We start from the raw sequence: 17,355 nt of genomic DNA on the forward strand, positions 1-17,355 counted from the left end.
GTCCGTTAGCTCAGCGTTTTATAATATTTTGCCCAAATAGCGGAACCTGTGTCCGATAAATTTACTTAGATCCCCGACGTTCTGCTAATGGCTACGCTAGCCAACATCTAATCGCTATGCTGGCCAGCGTCTAGTCACTTCATAAGTGGGATAGTGCCTGACTCAACAACCACGGTAATACGGCAGAGCAACTAGTGTCAGGTTAGGCACAGCAATGATATCCGCTACATAAGTCTTATACAATGAAGTCCTTCATCGAGCTGACCGTTAACGCACCCGGCTTGCCTTGAGTGAATGCCTCCTCGCCGGAGCTGCGGCGATAGAAGGTAACGGTGTGCGGCACGCCGGGAATAAGATCGAAGAAGTTATCGGAGAATATCCCCTCTTCTTCTGTGGACAGCCACACCTGCCTTGCTAGAGCATCCGTCCGGAGCATAAAGGATGTACCTTCGCTGCCCGGAACTTCCTCGACCGTAATGGAAGCCTCCGGCCAATCGATTTCGCGGAACGTCTCAAAATAGTATGGCTTACTATCCAGAGTTGCGCCATCCTCTTCCAACTGAGCCAGCAAGACTACGCGCTTCGGATCATGACCTCCCAGCCACTCGCTGGTTTGAACCCGAAGCACGACGTCCGCGGCGTCCGCACCGACAGCTGCCTCCTGGCTCATTTCATGCAGCAGCCTGCCGGCGAAATCGTACAGGCGCAGCCTCAGCACGCCAGCAAATGGCCCACGCCGGTCGGAAACCAGATGAACCGCCACTTCGCCATCCTTCGTATCATCGATCGAAATCATAACATCCCGGAAGCTCCGGCGTACTGTGTACTGCAAAGCCTTCCATCGTCCATAATAGTCCATGCCCGCCCAGGAAGCGACCGGCCAGCAGTCGTTCATCTGCCAATACAGCGTACCCATGCAATAAGGCTTGTTTCGGCGGTGTGCCTCAATAGCCGTCTGGATCGCCTGCGCTTGCAATAATTGGCTCATGTACAGAAACGACTTGAAATCCCGCGGCTCCGGCAAGTATTGGCTCATATATTCCTTGATCAGCTGATTGCCTCTTCCATTCTTCTGGTGAGCGAGCATGACCTTGGATTCCAGCTCCAATTGATCTTCTGTGGCATACTTCAACACCGTTCTAAGCTCAGGAAAGGATTGGAAGCCGTATTCGCTCATAAAGCGGCCAATTTTTTGGTTGTAATTGTCAAACGGCTCTACCGCATGCCATACCCCCCAATAATGCACATCTCCTTCGCCCGTAATCTGGGTAGCATGCTGATTCTCATCCCCCGTCAAGCTGCGCAGGGGAGAAGACGGCCAATAGTCGGTGCCGGGCGCCCATTTCTGGACGGCCTCAGGAAGGATGCGATGGAACACAGCTTCATAATCCGCCCAAATTTTATCCCTGAGCTTCGCGCTGTCGTATTTCTCCTTCCAGCCCCAGCCTGTATTCCATGCATAGTGCGCCCAGGCCGAATCGATCTCGTTATTGCCGCACCATAAAGCGATTGAAGGGTGATTCCGCAGACGCCTTATGTTGTATTCCGCCTCAGCGGCCACGCTGCTCAGGAAGGCCTCGTCTCCGGGGTACATACTGCAGGCAAACATGAAGTCCTGCCACACCAGCAGCCCATACTCATCGCATAGCTCATAGAATGCGTCTTCTTCATAAATGCCTCCGCCCCACACGCGCAGCATGTTCATATTGCTCTCCGCCGCAGAGGCGATCTCATGACGGTAGCGCTCCCGCGTTACCTCTGTCGTAAAGCTGTCATTCGGAATGTGATTAGCACCTTTCATAAACACCCGGACACCGTTCAGTCTGAAATAAAACGATGCCCCCGCCTGATCCTTTTCTCGAACCAGCTCAATGCTGCGCAGGCCCGTTCTTACAGCCCGCTCAGATACGATCTCCTCACCTTGCTGCAAAGCCGCATGAAAAGTGTACATCGATGGCGAGCCGAGTCCCCGGCACCACCATAGCCTCGGAGCTGCGATTTCCATATCCAGCGTCAAAGTCTGCAGACCAGGCTTTAACGCCACTTCTTGCTCCCAGCTCATTTCCTCTGTGCCGACACGCAGCCGGCCCTGCCAGCTGGACACAGCCTCTACTTCAACGACGGCCGTCAGCCTAGCCTTGTCAAGGTTTACCTCATCCTGGCGAATATACAAATCCCGGATTATCGGAGCCGACCAGCCTTCCAGGCGAACCTCCCGCCAGATACCGCTGGTCACAAAGCGAGGCCCCCAGTCCCAGCCGTAGTGATATGGCGCCTTCCGTGCAAAAATACTGACCCTGCGCTCGCCAAGACCGCCCAATTCCGATTGGTCATTCGTAGCCGGCAGATCATGCCCCAGCTTTTCAAGCTTCGGCAAATCCTCCTCAATCGGCGAACGGAACCGGACGAGCACCTCGTTACTTCCCGCTTGCAGCAGCTCCTGCACATCCACCCGCCAGGCTCTGAACATATTGTCAGCCGACAGCACATGTTTCCCGTTCACATAAACGTCCGCATAGGTATCCAGCCCATCGAAAACGAGCTCAATCCGGCGCAGCTCCCTCCAGCGGCTAGACAGCTCAAAACTAGATTTATATTCCCAATCCTTCTTATCAATCCACTGCAAATCATGCTCATTCGTTCCGAAGAACGGATCCGGAATCAAGCCATGCCGCAGCAAATCGGTATGTACCGTCCCCGGAACCTCGGCGCTATGCCAGTCCGTCTCATCGCATGCTTTGAAGCTCCACTGATTTAATACCTGCTGTTGAATGATCATAAGCCCTCCATCAAATAACACATTAGTTTTCAGTAACCACATTGAAAGAAAACAAACAACATAAAGCCTAATTCATCCAAGCTTCTCTTTCTTTCACTTGAATTATAATTTATTATATTACATCATCAATATAATTTGTTATCATTTTGTTATATAATTTACAAAACAAATAATCCCGTCTAATAACCTTCCCAACCCAATCCGATAACAAGCTAATTAAAGACAATAAATAACAAACCAGTACATTTAAAGTGAAATGACAAAACTATACAATCAAACTGTAAGCGCTATCAAAATAAGTATAAAAGGGGCGACACAAGGATGAAAAAGAAAGGCCTACTCATCGCATTCATGATGGTTTTTGCGCTAACCGCAGCTCTAACAGGCTGCAGCGGCAGCAAGGGTAACGCCGGAAATGGCGGAGACCCTGGTAATAACAACGGTTCTTCTAGCGCCGCAGAACAAAACACAACCGATCAAGGAGCTTCCGGCAAACTGAGCGGGAAGGTTACCTTCCTAACCAACCGGACAGACATGATCGGCAAGGAGTATGATGACTACGTCAAGCGCTTCAACGAGAAATATCCCGACATCCTGATCGAATTTGAAGCTAGCCAGACGGACTATAACCAGCAAATCAAAGTCCGCATGGCCAGCGGCGAGCTGCCGGATCTGATGTTCATCCCGGATATTCCGAACTCGGATTTGCCGAAATATTTTGCTCCGCTCGATGATCTGGAGTTAAGCGCAGAGGTCACCTTCAAGGATTTCAAGTCCTACGACGGCAAGCTGTACGGAATTACGACGGGCAACTCCACATCAGGCATCGTATATAACAAAAAAGCCTTCGCCGATGCGGGAATTACCGAAATCCCCAGAACATGGGATGAATTTCTCGCCGCCTGCGAGAAGCTGAAGCAAAACGGCGTCATTCCGCTTTCCTCCAACTTCAAGGATAAATGGCCGCTGGGGAATTGGGTCTATGATTTGCCGAGAGTCATCGAGAACAATAAGAACTTTCCCAACGAAAGGCTGGATATGGAAGCTCCTTTCTCCATGGACAACGGATACGGCAAGGCGATGTCTTTGCTGAGAACGCTCGCCGAGAAGGACTATCTGGAGAAGGACATTAACTCCACCAATTGGGAGCAATCCAAGAAGGATGTGGCGAACGGCAAAATGGGCATGTACTTCCTTGGCAATTGGGTTATCAACCAGGTGATTGGCGTGGGCGCCGAGTCGGATAACATCGGATTTTTCCCGCTTCCATTCGACAACTCTGGGGAGATCAGAGCAGGCTTGAACCCGGACTTCTTCTACGCCGTCAACAAAGACAGCAAGAATCTGGAAGCCACCAAGGCATTCCTGACCTGGATGCTGGAGGATTCCGGCTACGAGGATTTTGCGGGCTTCATTTCGCCGCTGGAGGGCCGCGAGTCCAAGCTGACCCAGCTCGCCGAATTCCAGGCCACCGGGGTAGAGCTGCAAGAGGGTACGCCGGATGATCCGAGGGTCATCGAAATTTCCAACAAGGCGCAAATCGATCTGCCGGCCATCGCCCAGGAGTTCGTGCTGGCGAAGGATCCGCAAGCCGTGCTTGATAAATGGAATAAAGCGTGGGCCAAAGCAAAGAAAGACCTCGGTTATTAAATGGCGTTGCCTTGAACTTCAAGGTACATCGAGATATATCACTGTTCATCACACATGCAACGCAGTACATTGAGATGCATCACTGTTCATCGCACATGCAACGCAGTACATCAAGCTGAATCACAGTTCACACAGTGCAACGCAGTACATCACGCAAAATGGGTTATCGGTCAGGCGATAATCCATTTTGCTGTCAATACAGCGGATAGAAAGAAGGGATTTTCGGGCATGTTTGGAACCTTATCATACAAAACGCAGAAAAATATAATCATCTTTTCCTTTTTACTGATTCCGGTCGCGCTCCTGCTGCTCTTCACCTACTATCCAGCCCTCAAGCTGGTCTGGTTCAGCTTCACCGACTGGGACGGCTACAGCCCGGAGAAACCATGGGTGGGGCTCGACAACTACAAGGAAGTTTTCTCTAACCCGGATATATTCGGGGTGTTTACCCATAACTTCGCTTATTTTGTCATGGGGATTGTCCAGAACATTGTGGCGATTTATTTCGCCGTCCTCTTGAACGGCAGGCTGCGCGGAAGGAACGTGTTCCGGCTGCTGCTCTTCCTCCCCTACATCATGAACGGTGTCGCCGTCGCCTTCATGTTCGGTTACGTGTTCGATACGACGCAAGGCTCGCTCAATCTGCTGCTGCAGGCTGTGGGACTGACCAGCCTTGGTGAGACCAGCTGGCTCGGGACGCCCGGCTTGGTCAACTACTCTTTGGCCTCCACGGGACTATGGCGGTTCATGGGCTATAACATGGTTATTTACATCGCTTCCCTGCAGGCGATCCCGCGGGACATTTATGAGGCGGCAAAAATAGACGGCGCCAACGCCTGGCAGACCTTCTGGCGGATTACTCTGCCCAACATGAAGCCCGTCATCCAGCTGAATCTGTTCCTCACCGTCACCGGGGCTCTTGAGGTCTTCGATCTGCCCTTCGTGCTCACCAAAGGCGGACCAGCCGGAGCGTCGCAGACCTACGTGCAGCGCGTCGTAGAGACGGCATTCGCTTATAATCATTACGGCCTGGCTTCAGCCATGAGCATCATCCTGCTGTTCTTCGTCATTATCGTCGTCGGCCTTCAGCAATTCGTGCTAAGCAGAGGAGGGAGCGGAAAATGAACAGCAAAAAGTTCACCGGAATAGACATTATCAAATACTTGTCCCTGCTGATCGGCGTATTTGTCGTCCTGTTCCCTCCCTATGTCATCATCGTCAACTCCTTTAAATCCAGCGATGAATTCAATACGGCGAGCACGATGGCGCTGCCTGACAGCTTTCTTAACTTCGATAATTTTAAAATCGTATTCGAACGGGGCGGGCTGCTGACCGGCTTCACCAATACGCTGATTATTATTTGCATCGCACTCATCTTTAATATTATTTTTGGCACCATGGTCGCTTACGTGCTGGGCAGATTTACTTTCAAACTAAAAAAAGCGGTATTCGGCGCCTACCTGTTTGCTACGGTCATTCCCAGCATCACCACCCAGGTCGCTACATTCGGAATCATTAAACAGCTGGGTCTATATAATACGCTGGGGGCACCAATCATCCTGTATATCGGAGCCGACGTGATTCAAATCATTCTGTACCTGCAATTCATTCGCAACATTCCGGTCGATCTCGACGAGAATGCCATGGCGGAAGGAGCATCTTTGTTCCGGATTTACCGTTCGATTATTTTTCCGCTGCTGACCCCGGCCACAGCAACCCTTGTCATCCTGAAATCGATCAGCATTTATAACGACATGTACACGCCATATCTGTATATGCCGAAGCAGAGCCTCGGCGTGGTTACCACGGTGCTCATGCGCTTCCAAGGCGTAAACATCGCCGATTGGAACCTGATTAGTGCGGCGATATTATTGATTTTACTGCCGACCGTCATCTTGTACTTCGTGCTTCAGAAATATATTTTTGAAGGCGTGACCAGCGGTGCGGTAAAATAACCGGCATTTTCTGCAGGAGGGACGGCAGCCTATGATCTCATCCATTTTTAATTCATTCCGCAAAGCTTGGGTGTTCTTCGCTAACCTGTCCATGCAAAAAAAGCTGGTCATCGTCTTCGTGTTTCTGATATCCCTGCCGATCACGTATGTCAGCTACTCGTCGTACCGGGCGAACTCGCATTCCATTCTGAGCAACATGACGAGCTCCGCCGGCCAAATGACTGACAACGCTATGGACAAAGTGGATCGCTACATCGCCGACCTGAAACGGTACACCATCCTGCCGTTATACAACAAGGACGTCGAGAAGCACCTGGATCAGCGCGAGACGGATTGGGATAAAAGCGCGAGCATCAATATGTTTCTGATGTACCTGGCAAATATGAAGGAGGAGATTGCCGGCGTTTACTTGACCGATCGCTTCGGCAAGACTTTTTATAATACGAAGCCCGGCATTAATGTAATATATCCGGAAGAGAGACGGGCAGGATGGGAGATCCGGACACGCGAGGCCGGCGTATCTCCCGTGCTGCTCGGAACCCATCCGATTCGGGTCAACGGCTCCGAACAGCGGCAGGTATTCACCATTATGCGCTCCATCCAGTCCGTTAGTACGCTGAAGAACATCGGAATCGTCGTGATCGATGTGGATATCCGCCTGTTCGAGGAAATCATCGAGCCGCTGAATTCCGTTACGCACGGAAATACCTTGATCGTGGATGAGAACGGCAGAGTCGTATACAACTCCGATCCCGCTATGCTGGGCAAGGATTTAAGCGGCAGCCCCTTGTTAGAGCAAGCTTCCGGGCCACGCGGCTATTTCGAGCTGGACATCGGGGGCAAGCCCTACATCTCGGTCTACAGCTCATCTGCCAGCACCGGATGGAAAACCATTTCCTACATCCCCCTAACGGAGCTGCTCGCTCCGATGAAGCAAAGCCGCAACGCCCTGATAATTACGGCATTGCTTATTGTTTTCTTCGCCCTGGCGGTAGCGATCTTCATCTCCTATGCACTGACCAAGCCGCTCACCCGGACGGTGCGGTTAATGAAGCAGGTGCAGCGAGGCAACCTGGATGTCCACGTCGAGGTAAAATACAATGACGAAATCGGCCGGCTCGGCAGCCACTTCAACCGGATGATCGACCGGATAAAAGGGCTCCTGCAGGAGGTGTCCGAAACCGAGAAAAGCAAACAAAAAGCGGATATGCTGGCGCTCCAAAACCAGATCAACCCGCATTTCATATATAATACGCTGGAATCGATCCGCATGCTCGCCGAGCTGAACGACGACGACCGCGTTGCCGAGCTGACCTATCTGCTGGGGCTGCTCCTCAGATACAGCATTACGCGCAGCGACGAGACCGTGACCGTTGAGCAGGAGCTCCGCCATGTCCGGAACTATTTGCAGCTGCTGCAAATCCGCTTTCCGGATAAATTGGATTTTCAGATTGAAGTTCCGCAGCACTTCTATCATCTGCCGATCATTAAGCTGGTTTTTCAACCCATCGTCGAAAACGCTGTGTTTCACGGGCTGGAGAAGCAGGAAAAGCCGGGAACCATCACGATCACAGGCTGGAACGAAGGCTTGGATGCTGTATTCGAAATCCGCGATGACGGCGTTGGCATGAATGCAGACAGATTGACCCAATTGAATCATAGCCTAACGGATGGAAAAATCGACAAGTTCGGGATCGGCCTGCGCAATGTCAATGAAAGAATCCGCTTAAACTATGGTAGCGGCTCGACATTGACCGTAGACAGCCTGCCCGGGAAGGGTACAACGGTAACCTTAAAGATTGCAGGACTCCTGGAAGAAGAATACTGCAAACGGTACAGGGAGGGAGTAAGTTAATGCTTCGAATCGTTATAGTCGATGACGAGTTCCCAATCCGCGAAGGAATCGCCAAAATCATCTGCAAAGAGAACGCAGCTTTTTTCGTTGCCGGCGTTTTCTCCAATGGGCAGGAGGCGCTGGATTATATCACGACAGCGGACGTCGACGTGGTCATTACGGACATCCGCATGCCCACGCTGGACGGATTGGAGCTGATTAAATGCCTGAAATCCGCTCAGCCTGAAATCCGGTGCATTATTATGAGCGGCTTCACCGATTTTGAATATGCCCGTCAGGCGCTTCGCTATTCCGCGGTCGATTACCTGCTCAAGCCGATCGACAAGCAGCAGCTCCTCAAGCTGCTCTATATGCTGGACGAAGAGAAAGAAGCCAATTTTGACGAAGAGCAGCGCCTTCGCTCCGGGGTTCTGCTGTCTTATTTAAAAAGCGCCACCTCCCTTTGCAGCAAGCTTCCTGAGCCTGATTTTCCGCTGCCCTTTTTTGCCGTGCATGTGCTGCGCAGCCGCGATATCGAAGCGCTTCTCGCCCAATTGAGCCTCGCGGTCGCGGACCAGGGCCTTGGCTGCCCCGCCGATATCATCGATACGGGGGAAGGCATGCTGACGCTGATCAGCTATTATGCAGATGAACCCGATGCAAGCATGATCAAACAGCTTCCAAGCCGGCTCCGCCCCCTTCTCGCTCCGGTCGGAACCATCCAGGCCGGCTCCAGCCGGGCGTACAGCCGGGCAGCACAATTAGGCAAGGCTTACCTTGAAGCTGTTAGGGCCAGCGACTACGGGCTTTACGACTATTCAGCCTGGAGCTGTTACCATTGTGAAGATATGCAGCTGCCGGACTTTGATATTGCGGAATGGTTCATTGGCACAAAGGAAGCGCTTAGCGAGCATATGCAGGTCTTGAACCTCCCTCAAATCAAGGCGGATTTGGAGATCTTGTTCGACCAGATCAAGGAGAACAAGCCCTCCAGGCAATCGATCCTCTCCTTATGCCAGCTAATTCACGATACGGCGCTAACTGGGCTTCAGGAGTGGAAATCGCTGTATCCTGCGGCAGCTGGAGAGCAGCTTGAGGAGCGCTTGCTGGCCTGCCTTACTTTTGCGGAGATGAAGAGCTTATTCTTATCCCAATTTCTTAAGGGTCTCGAAGAAATTCGGGCTGGCCGCCTTCAGATGTCCGACAGATCCGTCGAGACGGTCAAGCGCTGGCTCTACGAAAATTACGATCAGCAGGCTGAGCTGGGGCACCTGGCCTCCATGGTCTACCTGACCCCAAGCTATCTCAGCAAGCTGTTCAAGAACGAAACCGGCATGACGATAACCGATTATTTAATCGAAGTCCGTCTCAAGAAGGCAAAGCATCTGCTTAAAACATGCCCCGACATGAAGATCCACGAAATCGGTTGCGAGGTAGGCTATCCCGATCCGGCTTACTTCAACAAGCTGTTCAAGCGCATCGTCGGCGTAACGCCCAATGAATATAAGAAAATCAATTCATACTAATGAACTGTCCTCGGCGGCATGATTATTGTTTTTTTCATGCTCAACGGGAACTTGCAAGTCTATACTCTCAAGACAAAAACGGGCTGCCCCAGAAGTCATCGTAGATGACGAGGGGCGCCTCTTTTTTTAGATGGCTATCCGTCTGGCTATTCGTCTGGCTATTCGTCCAGCTATTCGTCTGCTATTCGTCTGGCTATTCGCCCAGCTATTTGCCTGGCTATCCGTCTGCCGGAATCCGTCTCTGCAGGATTAATTATTGCGGAATCAACTTCCCCATTGCCTGCATCCCGTTTTATAGCTCATCTTATATAAGCGCTGTCGAATCTTTAGCGCATCTTATATAAGCTATGATTAGCAGTCGAACTCGAACATAAGCTTTTGAACTCAAACATAAGCTAGAAACTCTAACGTAAGCTTTTGAACTCGAACATAAGCTAGAAACTCAAACTAAAGATGTCGAACTCGTACACTAAAGTCCATTCTTTTTGGGTTCATGTTATACAAGCTATGGACTCGAAACACTAAATGGAATTCATGTATCTAATTGCGCTCTAAACGAATGGTTCAATGGATTAGATGGATTTCATGCATTTAAAATCAAGAATCCCGCCCATGCTGGCGATCTCCCTTCTTCTAACGACATGAAATCCATTTAAATCTACTTTCCTTGCTTTGCCGTAGAAACTAACTACTATAAATCCATTTAGAACGTGAAATCCGTACTTCATGCTCGGCGTAAAGGTGAGATGGAAAGTGTGTTTGGTCAGATCAGGGGCTACCGGAGGTGGGGAGCGTGTTTACTCACTTTAACGCAACCGGAGGTGGAGAGCGTGTTTGGTCACTTCAACGCAACCGAAAGTGGAAAGCGTGTTTGGTCATTTCAGGGGCAACCAGAGGTGGGGAGCTTGTTGGTCACTTCAACGCAACCCGAGGTGAAGAGCATGTTGGTCACTTCAACGTAACCGAGAGGTGGGGAGCGTGTTTACTCACTTCAACGCAACCGGAGGTGGAGAGCGTGTTAGGTCACTTCAACGTAACCGAGAGATGGGGAGCGTGTTTACTCACTTCAACGCAAGCGGAGGTGGAGAGCGTGTTAGGTCACATCAAGGGCGACCGGACCTAAACAGCGAACAAGATACATAGATAGGCGCGGCTGGACAAACAATCCTTTTTCGGAGAGTAAGTAAGGAGAAAACAGAAAGCGGGTATAAAAGCGAATCTAATATCTAATAGCTAATATCTAATAGCTAATATCATTACCGAAGCGCCGGCTGTGAGGATTGTGTGCTAAAGCCGCAATCTACAAAAGCCCAAGATGATCGTGATATTCAAAGGGTGCTTTCTGCCTTCCCTTGCCCACAATCTGAAAGCCGCCGTCGATGCCAAAAAACCAAAGGGCTAAGCGAGAACAAACCGCTTAGCTCCTTGGTCTTTTACAGAATTATCATCCATATTTTCCCATATGAAGTGTTCCAAATTTTACTTATGGGACAGCCTCTTTTCGCTCCACCCTCATTACCGCATCCGGGCTGTGTAGGGCCAAGGCCAACTGGCCTCACCCCTTTCCTTGCCGGATGCGGGCAGCGAACCGCCGTCCTGCTGTTCAGCACAGCCCGCTGGAAATAGGGGCACGATCAGCTTCCCGCGGAAGCCCGCTCCTTCCCTTTGTCGGCTTCACGCGCGTTCTTGTTCGCTGCCTCGCGGTCCTCCATCATTTCCTCCACCGTCTTCACCTGCTGACGCGCAGCCCCGGTATAGCCTTGCCGCGTTGGGATGCGCTCGCCGGAAGCCCGGCGCTCCTTCGCTGCGGCGATTGCTTCTGCATACTGCGGCAGCCAGGCCTCCTGAGCGATCAGCATATCGTCGACCATCTGCCATATTTCCGGCGGATTACACACTGCTCCGACGAGCGGGTCCATCATGAACGCCTGACGCAGCAGCTTGTCGTCGCCATGCACCGCGGCCTCCACAGCCAGCCGCTGCACGGAAATGCTGGCATTGCACACAGCCGCCGGACCGAGCGGCAAATCGCCGACATGCGGCATCGAAATGCCGTTGCCGTCTACATAGCCTGGCGCCTCGATGATCGCATCGTCCGGCAGATTGGAAATAATGCCCCGGTTGACGACATTGAAGTGCCCGCGGTATATGCGCCCCGTCTCAAGTCCCTCGATAATATAGGAGCCATGCTCCTCGCTTCGCTCTGCGGATTTGTATTCCAGCGCCGGCTCCTTCATCCAATTCGGGAAGTCCGTCTCGAACCAATTGCGCCCTTCCGTGCATACCCGCAAGTATCCGCCTGTCTCCCCGTTAATCCAGCTGCCGAGATCGATCCAGTTCTTAATTTCGTCCGGACGCTTCCGGTACCATGGCACATATTCGCTCAAATGCCCGTTCGATTCGGTGCTGTAGTATCCGAAGCGGCGCAGCATATCGATCCTCACCTTCTCCGTTCTGGAGAAATCGGGATGCTCCTCGAACGCATCAAGCAGTTTGCCGGTCAAATCCTCCCCATTGTGGCGAATGCTGATATACCAGGTCTGATGATTAATGCCCGCGCAAATGATATCGACCTCTTCCTTTTTCAAGCCGAAGGCTTCAGCAATTTGCGCATGGCCTCCCTGGACGCCGTGGCAAAGACCGATTGTACGCACACCGCCGTACTTATTGCAGGCCCAGGTCAGCATAGCCATCGGATTCGCATAATTCAGCAGCAGTGCGTCTTCGGCCGCGACCTCCCGTATATCCTTGCAAATGCTCAGCATTTCAGCAATCCCGCGCTGTCCATACATAATCCCCCCGGCACATAGCGTATCCCCAACGCATTGATCCACTCCGTATTGCAGCGGAATGTCGACATCGGTAGCAAAGGCCTCCAAGCCCCCGACCCGGATCGTACAAATCACATACCGGGCATTCCTGAGCGCTTCCCGGCGATCGGTCGTTGCTTGGATCTGGATTGCCAAGCCGTTCTCCTCAATATCCCGCTGGCACAGCTCGGTGACCATTGCCAAATTGTGCGAATTAATGTCTGTAAAAGCAACCTCAATTCCGCTAAATTCCTTCACGGACAGCAAATCCCGAAGCAAACCCCGGGTAAATCCGATACTGCCAGCACCGATAAACGCGACCTTGAATGACATAGCCATTCCTCCCCCTAAGCTTTGAAATAACGGGAGCTCCTTAGCAACTCCTTACTCTCTAAGGAGTGTTCCGATGGAATTCCCCCGCAGTTGAACCTTGGCCCCATTGTATCAAGGGGAGCATAGGGAGCGTTATCAATATCCTGACTTTCTGCGGCTGTCTATGTCAGAAATCCTCACTTTTCGCTTCTGCATCATTCTTCTGGGCGTGAAGTGAATTGCGGTAGTGTACCGGGGTCCAGCCGGTATGCTTTTTGAAAAGGGCGTGAAAATACTGGCGGCTGCCAATGCCCACATAATCTGCGATATCCGCAACCGGAATATCCGTGTGCAGCAGCAGCATCGCTGCCTTATCCATCCGCAGCCGGGTCAGGTACTGCATTAGCGTCTCGCCCGTATGGCTCTTGAAAATGCGCTGCAAGTAGCCTGGATGCAAATTGACGATCCTAGCCACGTCCTGCACGCGGATGTCCTGATCGTAGTTCTCATGCAGATAATTGAGGCATTGCTTCACATAATGATCGTACTCCTGCTGCCCGTTAGAGCTATGCTCCTGTCTCAGCCGTCCCAACGAGATGAGCAGTTGGGCAAACAATAACCGCACCATGGCCTGACCCTGGCCTAGGATCATCCTCCCATGCTGTTGTAGCCTGGCTGCCGAGTTGCCATCGGCTTGGCTTTTTCCAGTCTCTCCCCTGCCATTCCTGGCAGCAGAAGGTTCATGGCCGATGCGGTCCAGCTCCAGCACCAAGCTTTTTAACGTATAATAAATATCCTCCGGATCCCGCATCACGATGTAGTCAAATGGAGCCGACGCCATTATCGCTACCTCCTCCCCGCCATCCTCAAAATATTGCCGCAGCGAGGGGTGGCGCCCCTCGCAGGCGGAGAAGCGAAACTCAATGTTCAGCATCCGGCACGGGCTCTCCTTCTCCACGATCAGTCTGTGGGGCACATTGGCATCAATCAGAATAAACTCCCCTTTTTTTAGACTAACACCGTCAACTTTGGAGCTGCTTCCCTTGGCACCGCCGCTGCGAACTTCAACCCGGCAAACGCCGGATATAATATACATAATTTCCGTAGAATCATGACGATGAAACGCCATATGCATCTCGTTCCATTGCTTAAAATAATAAGCTGTAACTTCCGGTAGATAATCACCGTCCAATAATCCCGTTCGAAATAAGCTTCCTCGCTCCAATGCACTCGCCTCCCGACTCTCGCGCCTCAATCCGCATCTGCATCTTACCGAATCCCCTGCCCGATACTAATGTAGCTCGCCAGCAGCCTTTCTTTCAAGCGGCTTTGGCGGCTACCATTGACACCGCCTCAGGCCGGGCCGGCAATCAAGCACTACTATTGCGCTTGCTGCTGATCAAATACCCGCATCCCCTGTCGCGGAAATATGCTATTCTATTGATGTTTGCAGCAGCGAACAACTCACTAATGATCGTAGGGGGAAGCCCATGAAATCAGAGACGCCTTGGGGGACTTACGGATTCCGATTCAACGATGCTCCGCACCTGCCGTTATGCAGTTTATTTGCCGTTGGACATGAGTTTGCAGATCATCCGAACTACTTTTGGGATGGCTTGACCCGCACGGATGGCCCTCTGCTGTTATTTCAATATTCCGTTCAAGGCGAGGGGGTCCTTGAAGTCGGCGATCCAAGAAATAGGGAAGACGGAAACGAAGATTCAGTGCCAGGCACCGGCAGCGGAAGCATTACTCACATTCATGCCGGCCGGGCTTTTTTGATCGAAATTCCGAGCAACCACCGCTATTATTATCCGGCAGAGGGCAAGGCCCTGTGGGAGTTTTATTTTTTGCTGATTCGTCCACGGACAGCCTTGCCGCTATGGACGGAGATCGTTTCTCTCATCGGTTCAACGCCTTATCTCGATCCCCACGGTCTGCCGATTCAAAGGCTGAAATCGCTATTCAACGAAGCTCATAACGGCAAAATCACAGATCCGTATATCGCCTCCTCTTATGTATACCAATTCTTGATAGAGCTCAGAAGAGCCGCTTCCGACCGCCATCGCGAAGAGGAGCATTGGCCTGTCACCATTCGTGAAGCCGTTCGCTTCATGAATTCGCATTATCATCGTATGATCGGTCTGGAGCAGCTTGCCCGGCAGCTAGGCTTATCCAAATTCCACTTTTTACGCACATTTACGAAGCATGTTGGCATCACGCCCAACGATTACGTCAATAGAAAGAGAATCGAGGAATCGATCGAGCTGCTGCGGTCCACGGATTGGAGTGTCGAAAGAATTGCCAGCCAAGTCGGATACTCATCGGGGAGTTATTATATTAAAGTGTTCCATAAATTTACGGGGCAAACTCCAGGCTCCTTCCGCTCAGGCAGCCATGTTCTGCAGTATAACCGCCTCTTTTTCGATTGATTGCAAAGATCTCTGTATACACAACAGCAATTTTCTGCTATTCATATTCCTAAATTGTTGTAGATGTCCATTATCAAAGCATCTTAAGATAAAAAGACAGAGCAACTTTATTCGATCAACAATAATAGGAACATGAATTGGAGGAACAATTGTATGGATCATCGTTTGTTTGCTCCCACGCCGCCCATGGGGTGGAATAGCTGGGATTGCTATGGGGCTGCGGTAACCGAAGCAGAGGTTCGCGGAAATGCCGAATATATGGCCAAGCATCTCAAGGAATATGGATGGGATACGGTCGTTGTTGATATCCAGTGGTATGAGCCGGGAGCGGATTCCTCTGTCTATCGCCCGTTCGTGCCGCTCGTGATGGACGAATTCGCCAGGCTAATGCCGGCGGAGAACCGTTTCCCTTCAGCAGTGAACGGTCAAGGCTTCAAGCCGCTCGCGGACTATGTTCATCAGTTGGGACTGAAGTTCGGCATTCACATTATGCGGGGAATTCCGCGGCAGGCCACCCATGCAGGCACTCCGATCAAAGGAACGTCTCTCACGGCCCGCGATATCGCCCATCCGAATTCAATCTGTCCATGGAATACGGATATGTACGGTGTGGATGCCGCCAAGGACGGGGCACAGGCTTATTACAATTCGTTATTCGAGCTTTATGCGCAGTGGGGCGTGGACTTTATTAAGGTCGACGACATCGCCGCATCGAAGCTCTATGATACGCATCAGCCGGAAATCGAGCTGATCCGCCGCGCGATCGATCACTGCGGCCGGCCGATGGTACTGAGCCTGTCGCCGGGTCCAGCGCCGGTTCAGTATGCGGAATTCCTCTCGCAAAATGCGAACATGTGGAGAATGACCGACGACTTCTGGGATCATTGGGAACTCCTGCTCGATATGTTCGACCGCTGCGAGAGATGGCAAGGCCGCTCAGGAGATGGCTGCTGGCCCGATTGCGACATGCTGCCGCTCGGCCATATCGGTATCCGCTCCGTAGATGGCGGCGGCTCCGACCGCTGGACACGTTTTACACGCGAGGAGCAGGTGACGATGATGTCGCTTTGGTGCTTGTTCCGCTCCCCGCTGTTCTTCGGGGGCGAGCTGAGAGACAATGATGAATGGACTTTATCGCTGTTGACGAACCTCGAGGTGCTGGAAATGCACCGGAACAGCAGGAATGCCAGACTGGTGGAGCGGGAGGGGCAGCTCATTGTCTGGGCAGCCGACGGGCAAGGCGGCAGTCTTTATGTGGCCTGCTTCAACACCGGCGAGACCCCGCTAAGTATCCGTCTCCCGATTGGCGCGATCGGCGCCGCTTCCCCGGTTCAAGCCAAAGAGCTGTGGACGGGAGCAGCGAGCGAGATTCAAGACAGCCTTTCGGCGATGGTTCTGCCCCACGGAGCTGCCCTATTTCGCTTAGATCCGGTGAAGCTAATATAATAAATACAGGAGCTATCCCTTACCTTACCGCCTGTAGAGCAACAGGATACTCGTAGAGCAGCAGGATAGCTCCTTTTTTTGTACACCGGCTCATTTGGATAGGCATTGACCAGATTGATTCTAAGGAATGCGGATATGTCTGCAACCCAAAAAGAGCCCTACCCTATTCATTCAATTTCTAGCTGTCAACACAGCATAAATCAGAAATAGGGTAAGACTCTTATAACGTTTACAGGAAACCAGCGATCACCATGAACTAAAGGCCAGGCCGCTGCTATGCAGGCAAATGGGCTCCGACCACGGCCCTTCCAGCCGATCCGCGACCACAAGGTAGCTCTCACAATTCAGTGAGGAGCGCGTTGAGCTCTTGAAATCGGAATAGATCAGATAAAATTGATGGTCATGATAGCTCAGCTGCGGGGCGCAAAGGCTGGGATTCGGACTGACGTTCCACTCACCCTGATTGGTGAAGATATCTGTGTAGTACTCCCACTGCTCCAAATCCTTGGACTGATAAACCCGTACGCCCGGCAAGCCGTCAATCGAGGGCACCGCTGCATAGTAAATGTCCCCGACGCTAATAATGCTCGTATTCGCATCAAAATTCATCG

At 51.7% G+C, this 17,355-nt stretch carries 12 protein-coding genes; 8 read left to right on the forward strand and 4 right to left on the reverse strand.

Translation table 11 applies throughout. The annotated features are described in order from the left end of the window. Positions 1-235: 235 nt before the first annotated feature. On the reverse strand, positions 236-2,779 hold the full coding sequence (locus BN2762_RS23290) for a beta-mannosidase (protein WP_055109205.1): 2,544 nt from the start codon (positions 2,777-2,779) through the stop codon (positions 236-238). A gap of 321 nt (positions 2,780-3,100) precedes the next feature. On the opposite strand from BN2762_RS23290, the gene BN2762_RS23295 reads away from it, so the two are divergent. From BN2762_RS23295 to BN2762_RS28110, 6 genes are all read left to right on the forward strand, one after another. Then, complete coding sequence (locus BN2762_RS23295; RefSeq protein WP_055109206.1) at positions 3,101-4,429, forward strand: ABC transporter substrate-binding protein; 1,329 nt, start codon at positions 3,101-3,103, stop codon at positions 4,427-4,429. A 228-nt stretch (positions 4,430-4,657) separates the two neighbouring features. Continuing rightward, a complete protein-coding gene (locus BN2762_RS23300) occupies positions 4,658-5,554 on the forward strand; it encodes a carbohydrate ABC transporter permease (RefSeq protein ID WP_055109207.1) in 897 nt (298 codons plus the stop codon). Continuing rightward, positions 5,551-6,384, forward strand: a complete 834-nt coding sequence (locus BN2762_RS23305) for a carbohydrate ABC transporter permease (RefSeq protein ID WP_055109208.1) — start codon at positions 5,551-5,553, stop codon at positions 6,382-6,384. Before BN2762_RS23300 ends, BN2762_RS23305 begins: the two co-directional genes overlap by 4 nt. A 31-nt stretch (positions 6,385-6,415) precedes the next feature. Continuing rightward, entirely contained in the window at positions 6,416-8,239 is a 1,824-nt protein-coding gene (locus BN2762_RS23310) for a cache domain-containing sensor histidine kinase (RefSeq protein WP_055109209.1), read from the forward strand. Further along, on the forward strand, positions 8,239-9,744 hold the full coding sequence (locus tag BN2762_RS23315) for a response regulator (RefSeq protein WP_055109210.1): 1,506 nt from the start codon (positions 8,239-8,241) through the stop codon (positions 9,742-9,744). The genes BN2762_RS23310 and BN2762_RS23315 overlap by 1 nt, the downstream gene beginning before the upstream one ends. Before the next feature lie 130 nt (positions 9,745-9,874). Beyond that, complete coding sequence (locus tag BN2762_RS28110) at positions 9,875-9,997, forward strand: hypothetical protein (protein ID WP_262362840.1); 123 nt, start codon at positions 9,875-9,877, stop codon at positions 9,995-9,997. A 1,381-nt stretch (positions 9,998-11,378) separates the two neighbouring features. Here BN2762_RS28110 and melA read toward each other — a convergent pair. Further along, entirely contained in the window at positions 11,379-12,887 is a 1,509-nt protein-coding gene (gene melA, locus BN2762_RS23325; protein WP_055109212.1) for an alpha-glucosidase/alpha-galactosidase, read from the reverse strand. Between the two features lie 166 nt (positions 12,888-13,053). Continuing rightward, positions 13,054-14,091 carry an AraC family transcriptional regulator gene (locus tag BN2762_RS23330; RefSeq protein WP_055109213.1) on the reverse strand — a complete coding sequence of 346 codons (1,038 nt, stop codon included), beginning with the start codon at positions 14,089-14,091 and terminating at the stop codon, positions 13,054-13,056. A gap of 265 nt (positions 14,092-14,356) precedes the next feature. Between BN2762_RS23330 and BN2762_RS23335 the strand changes: the two genes are divergently transcribed. Beyond that, a complete protein-coding gene (locus BN2762_RS23335; protein ID WP_055109214.1) occupies positions 14,357-15,298 on the forward strand; it encodes a helix-turn-helix domain-containing protein in 942 nt (313 codons plus the stop codon). Positions 15,299-15,451: 153 nt separating this feature from the next. Beyond that, positions 15,452-16,744, forward strand: a complete 1,293-nt coding sequence (locus BN2762_RS23340) for a glycoside hydrolase family 27 protein (protein ID WP_055109215.1) — start codon at positions 15,452-15,454, stop codon at positions 16,742-16,744. A 246-nt stretch (positions 16,745-16,990) separates the two neighbouring features. On the opposite strand, the gene BN2762_RS23345 is transcribed toward BN2762_RS23340, so the two are convergent. Next, complete coding sequence (locus BN2762_RS23345) at positions 16,991-17,353, reverse strand: family 43 glycosylhydrolase (protein ID WP_055109216.1); 363 nt, start codon at positions 17,351-17,353, stop codon at positions 16,991-16,993. Between the last annotated feature and the right edge of the window lie 2 nt (positions 17,354-17,355).

Origin of the sequence: Paenibacillus ihumii (genome assembly GCF_001403875.1) — a bacterium.
Lineage (GTDB): Bacteria > Bacillota > Bacilli > Paenibacillales > Paenibacillaceae > Fontibacillus > Fontibacillus ihumii.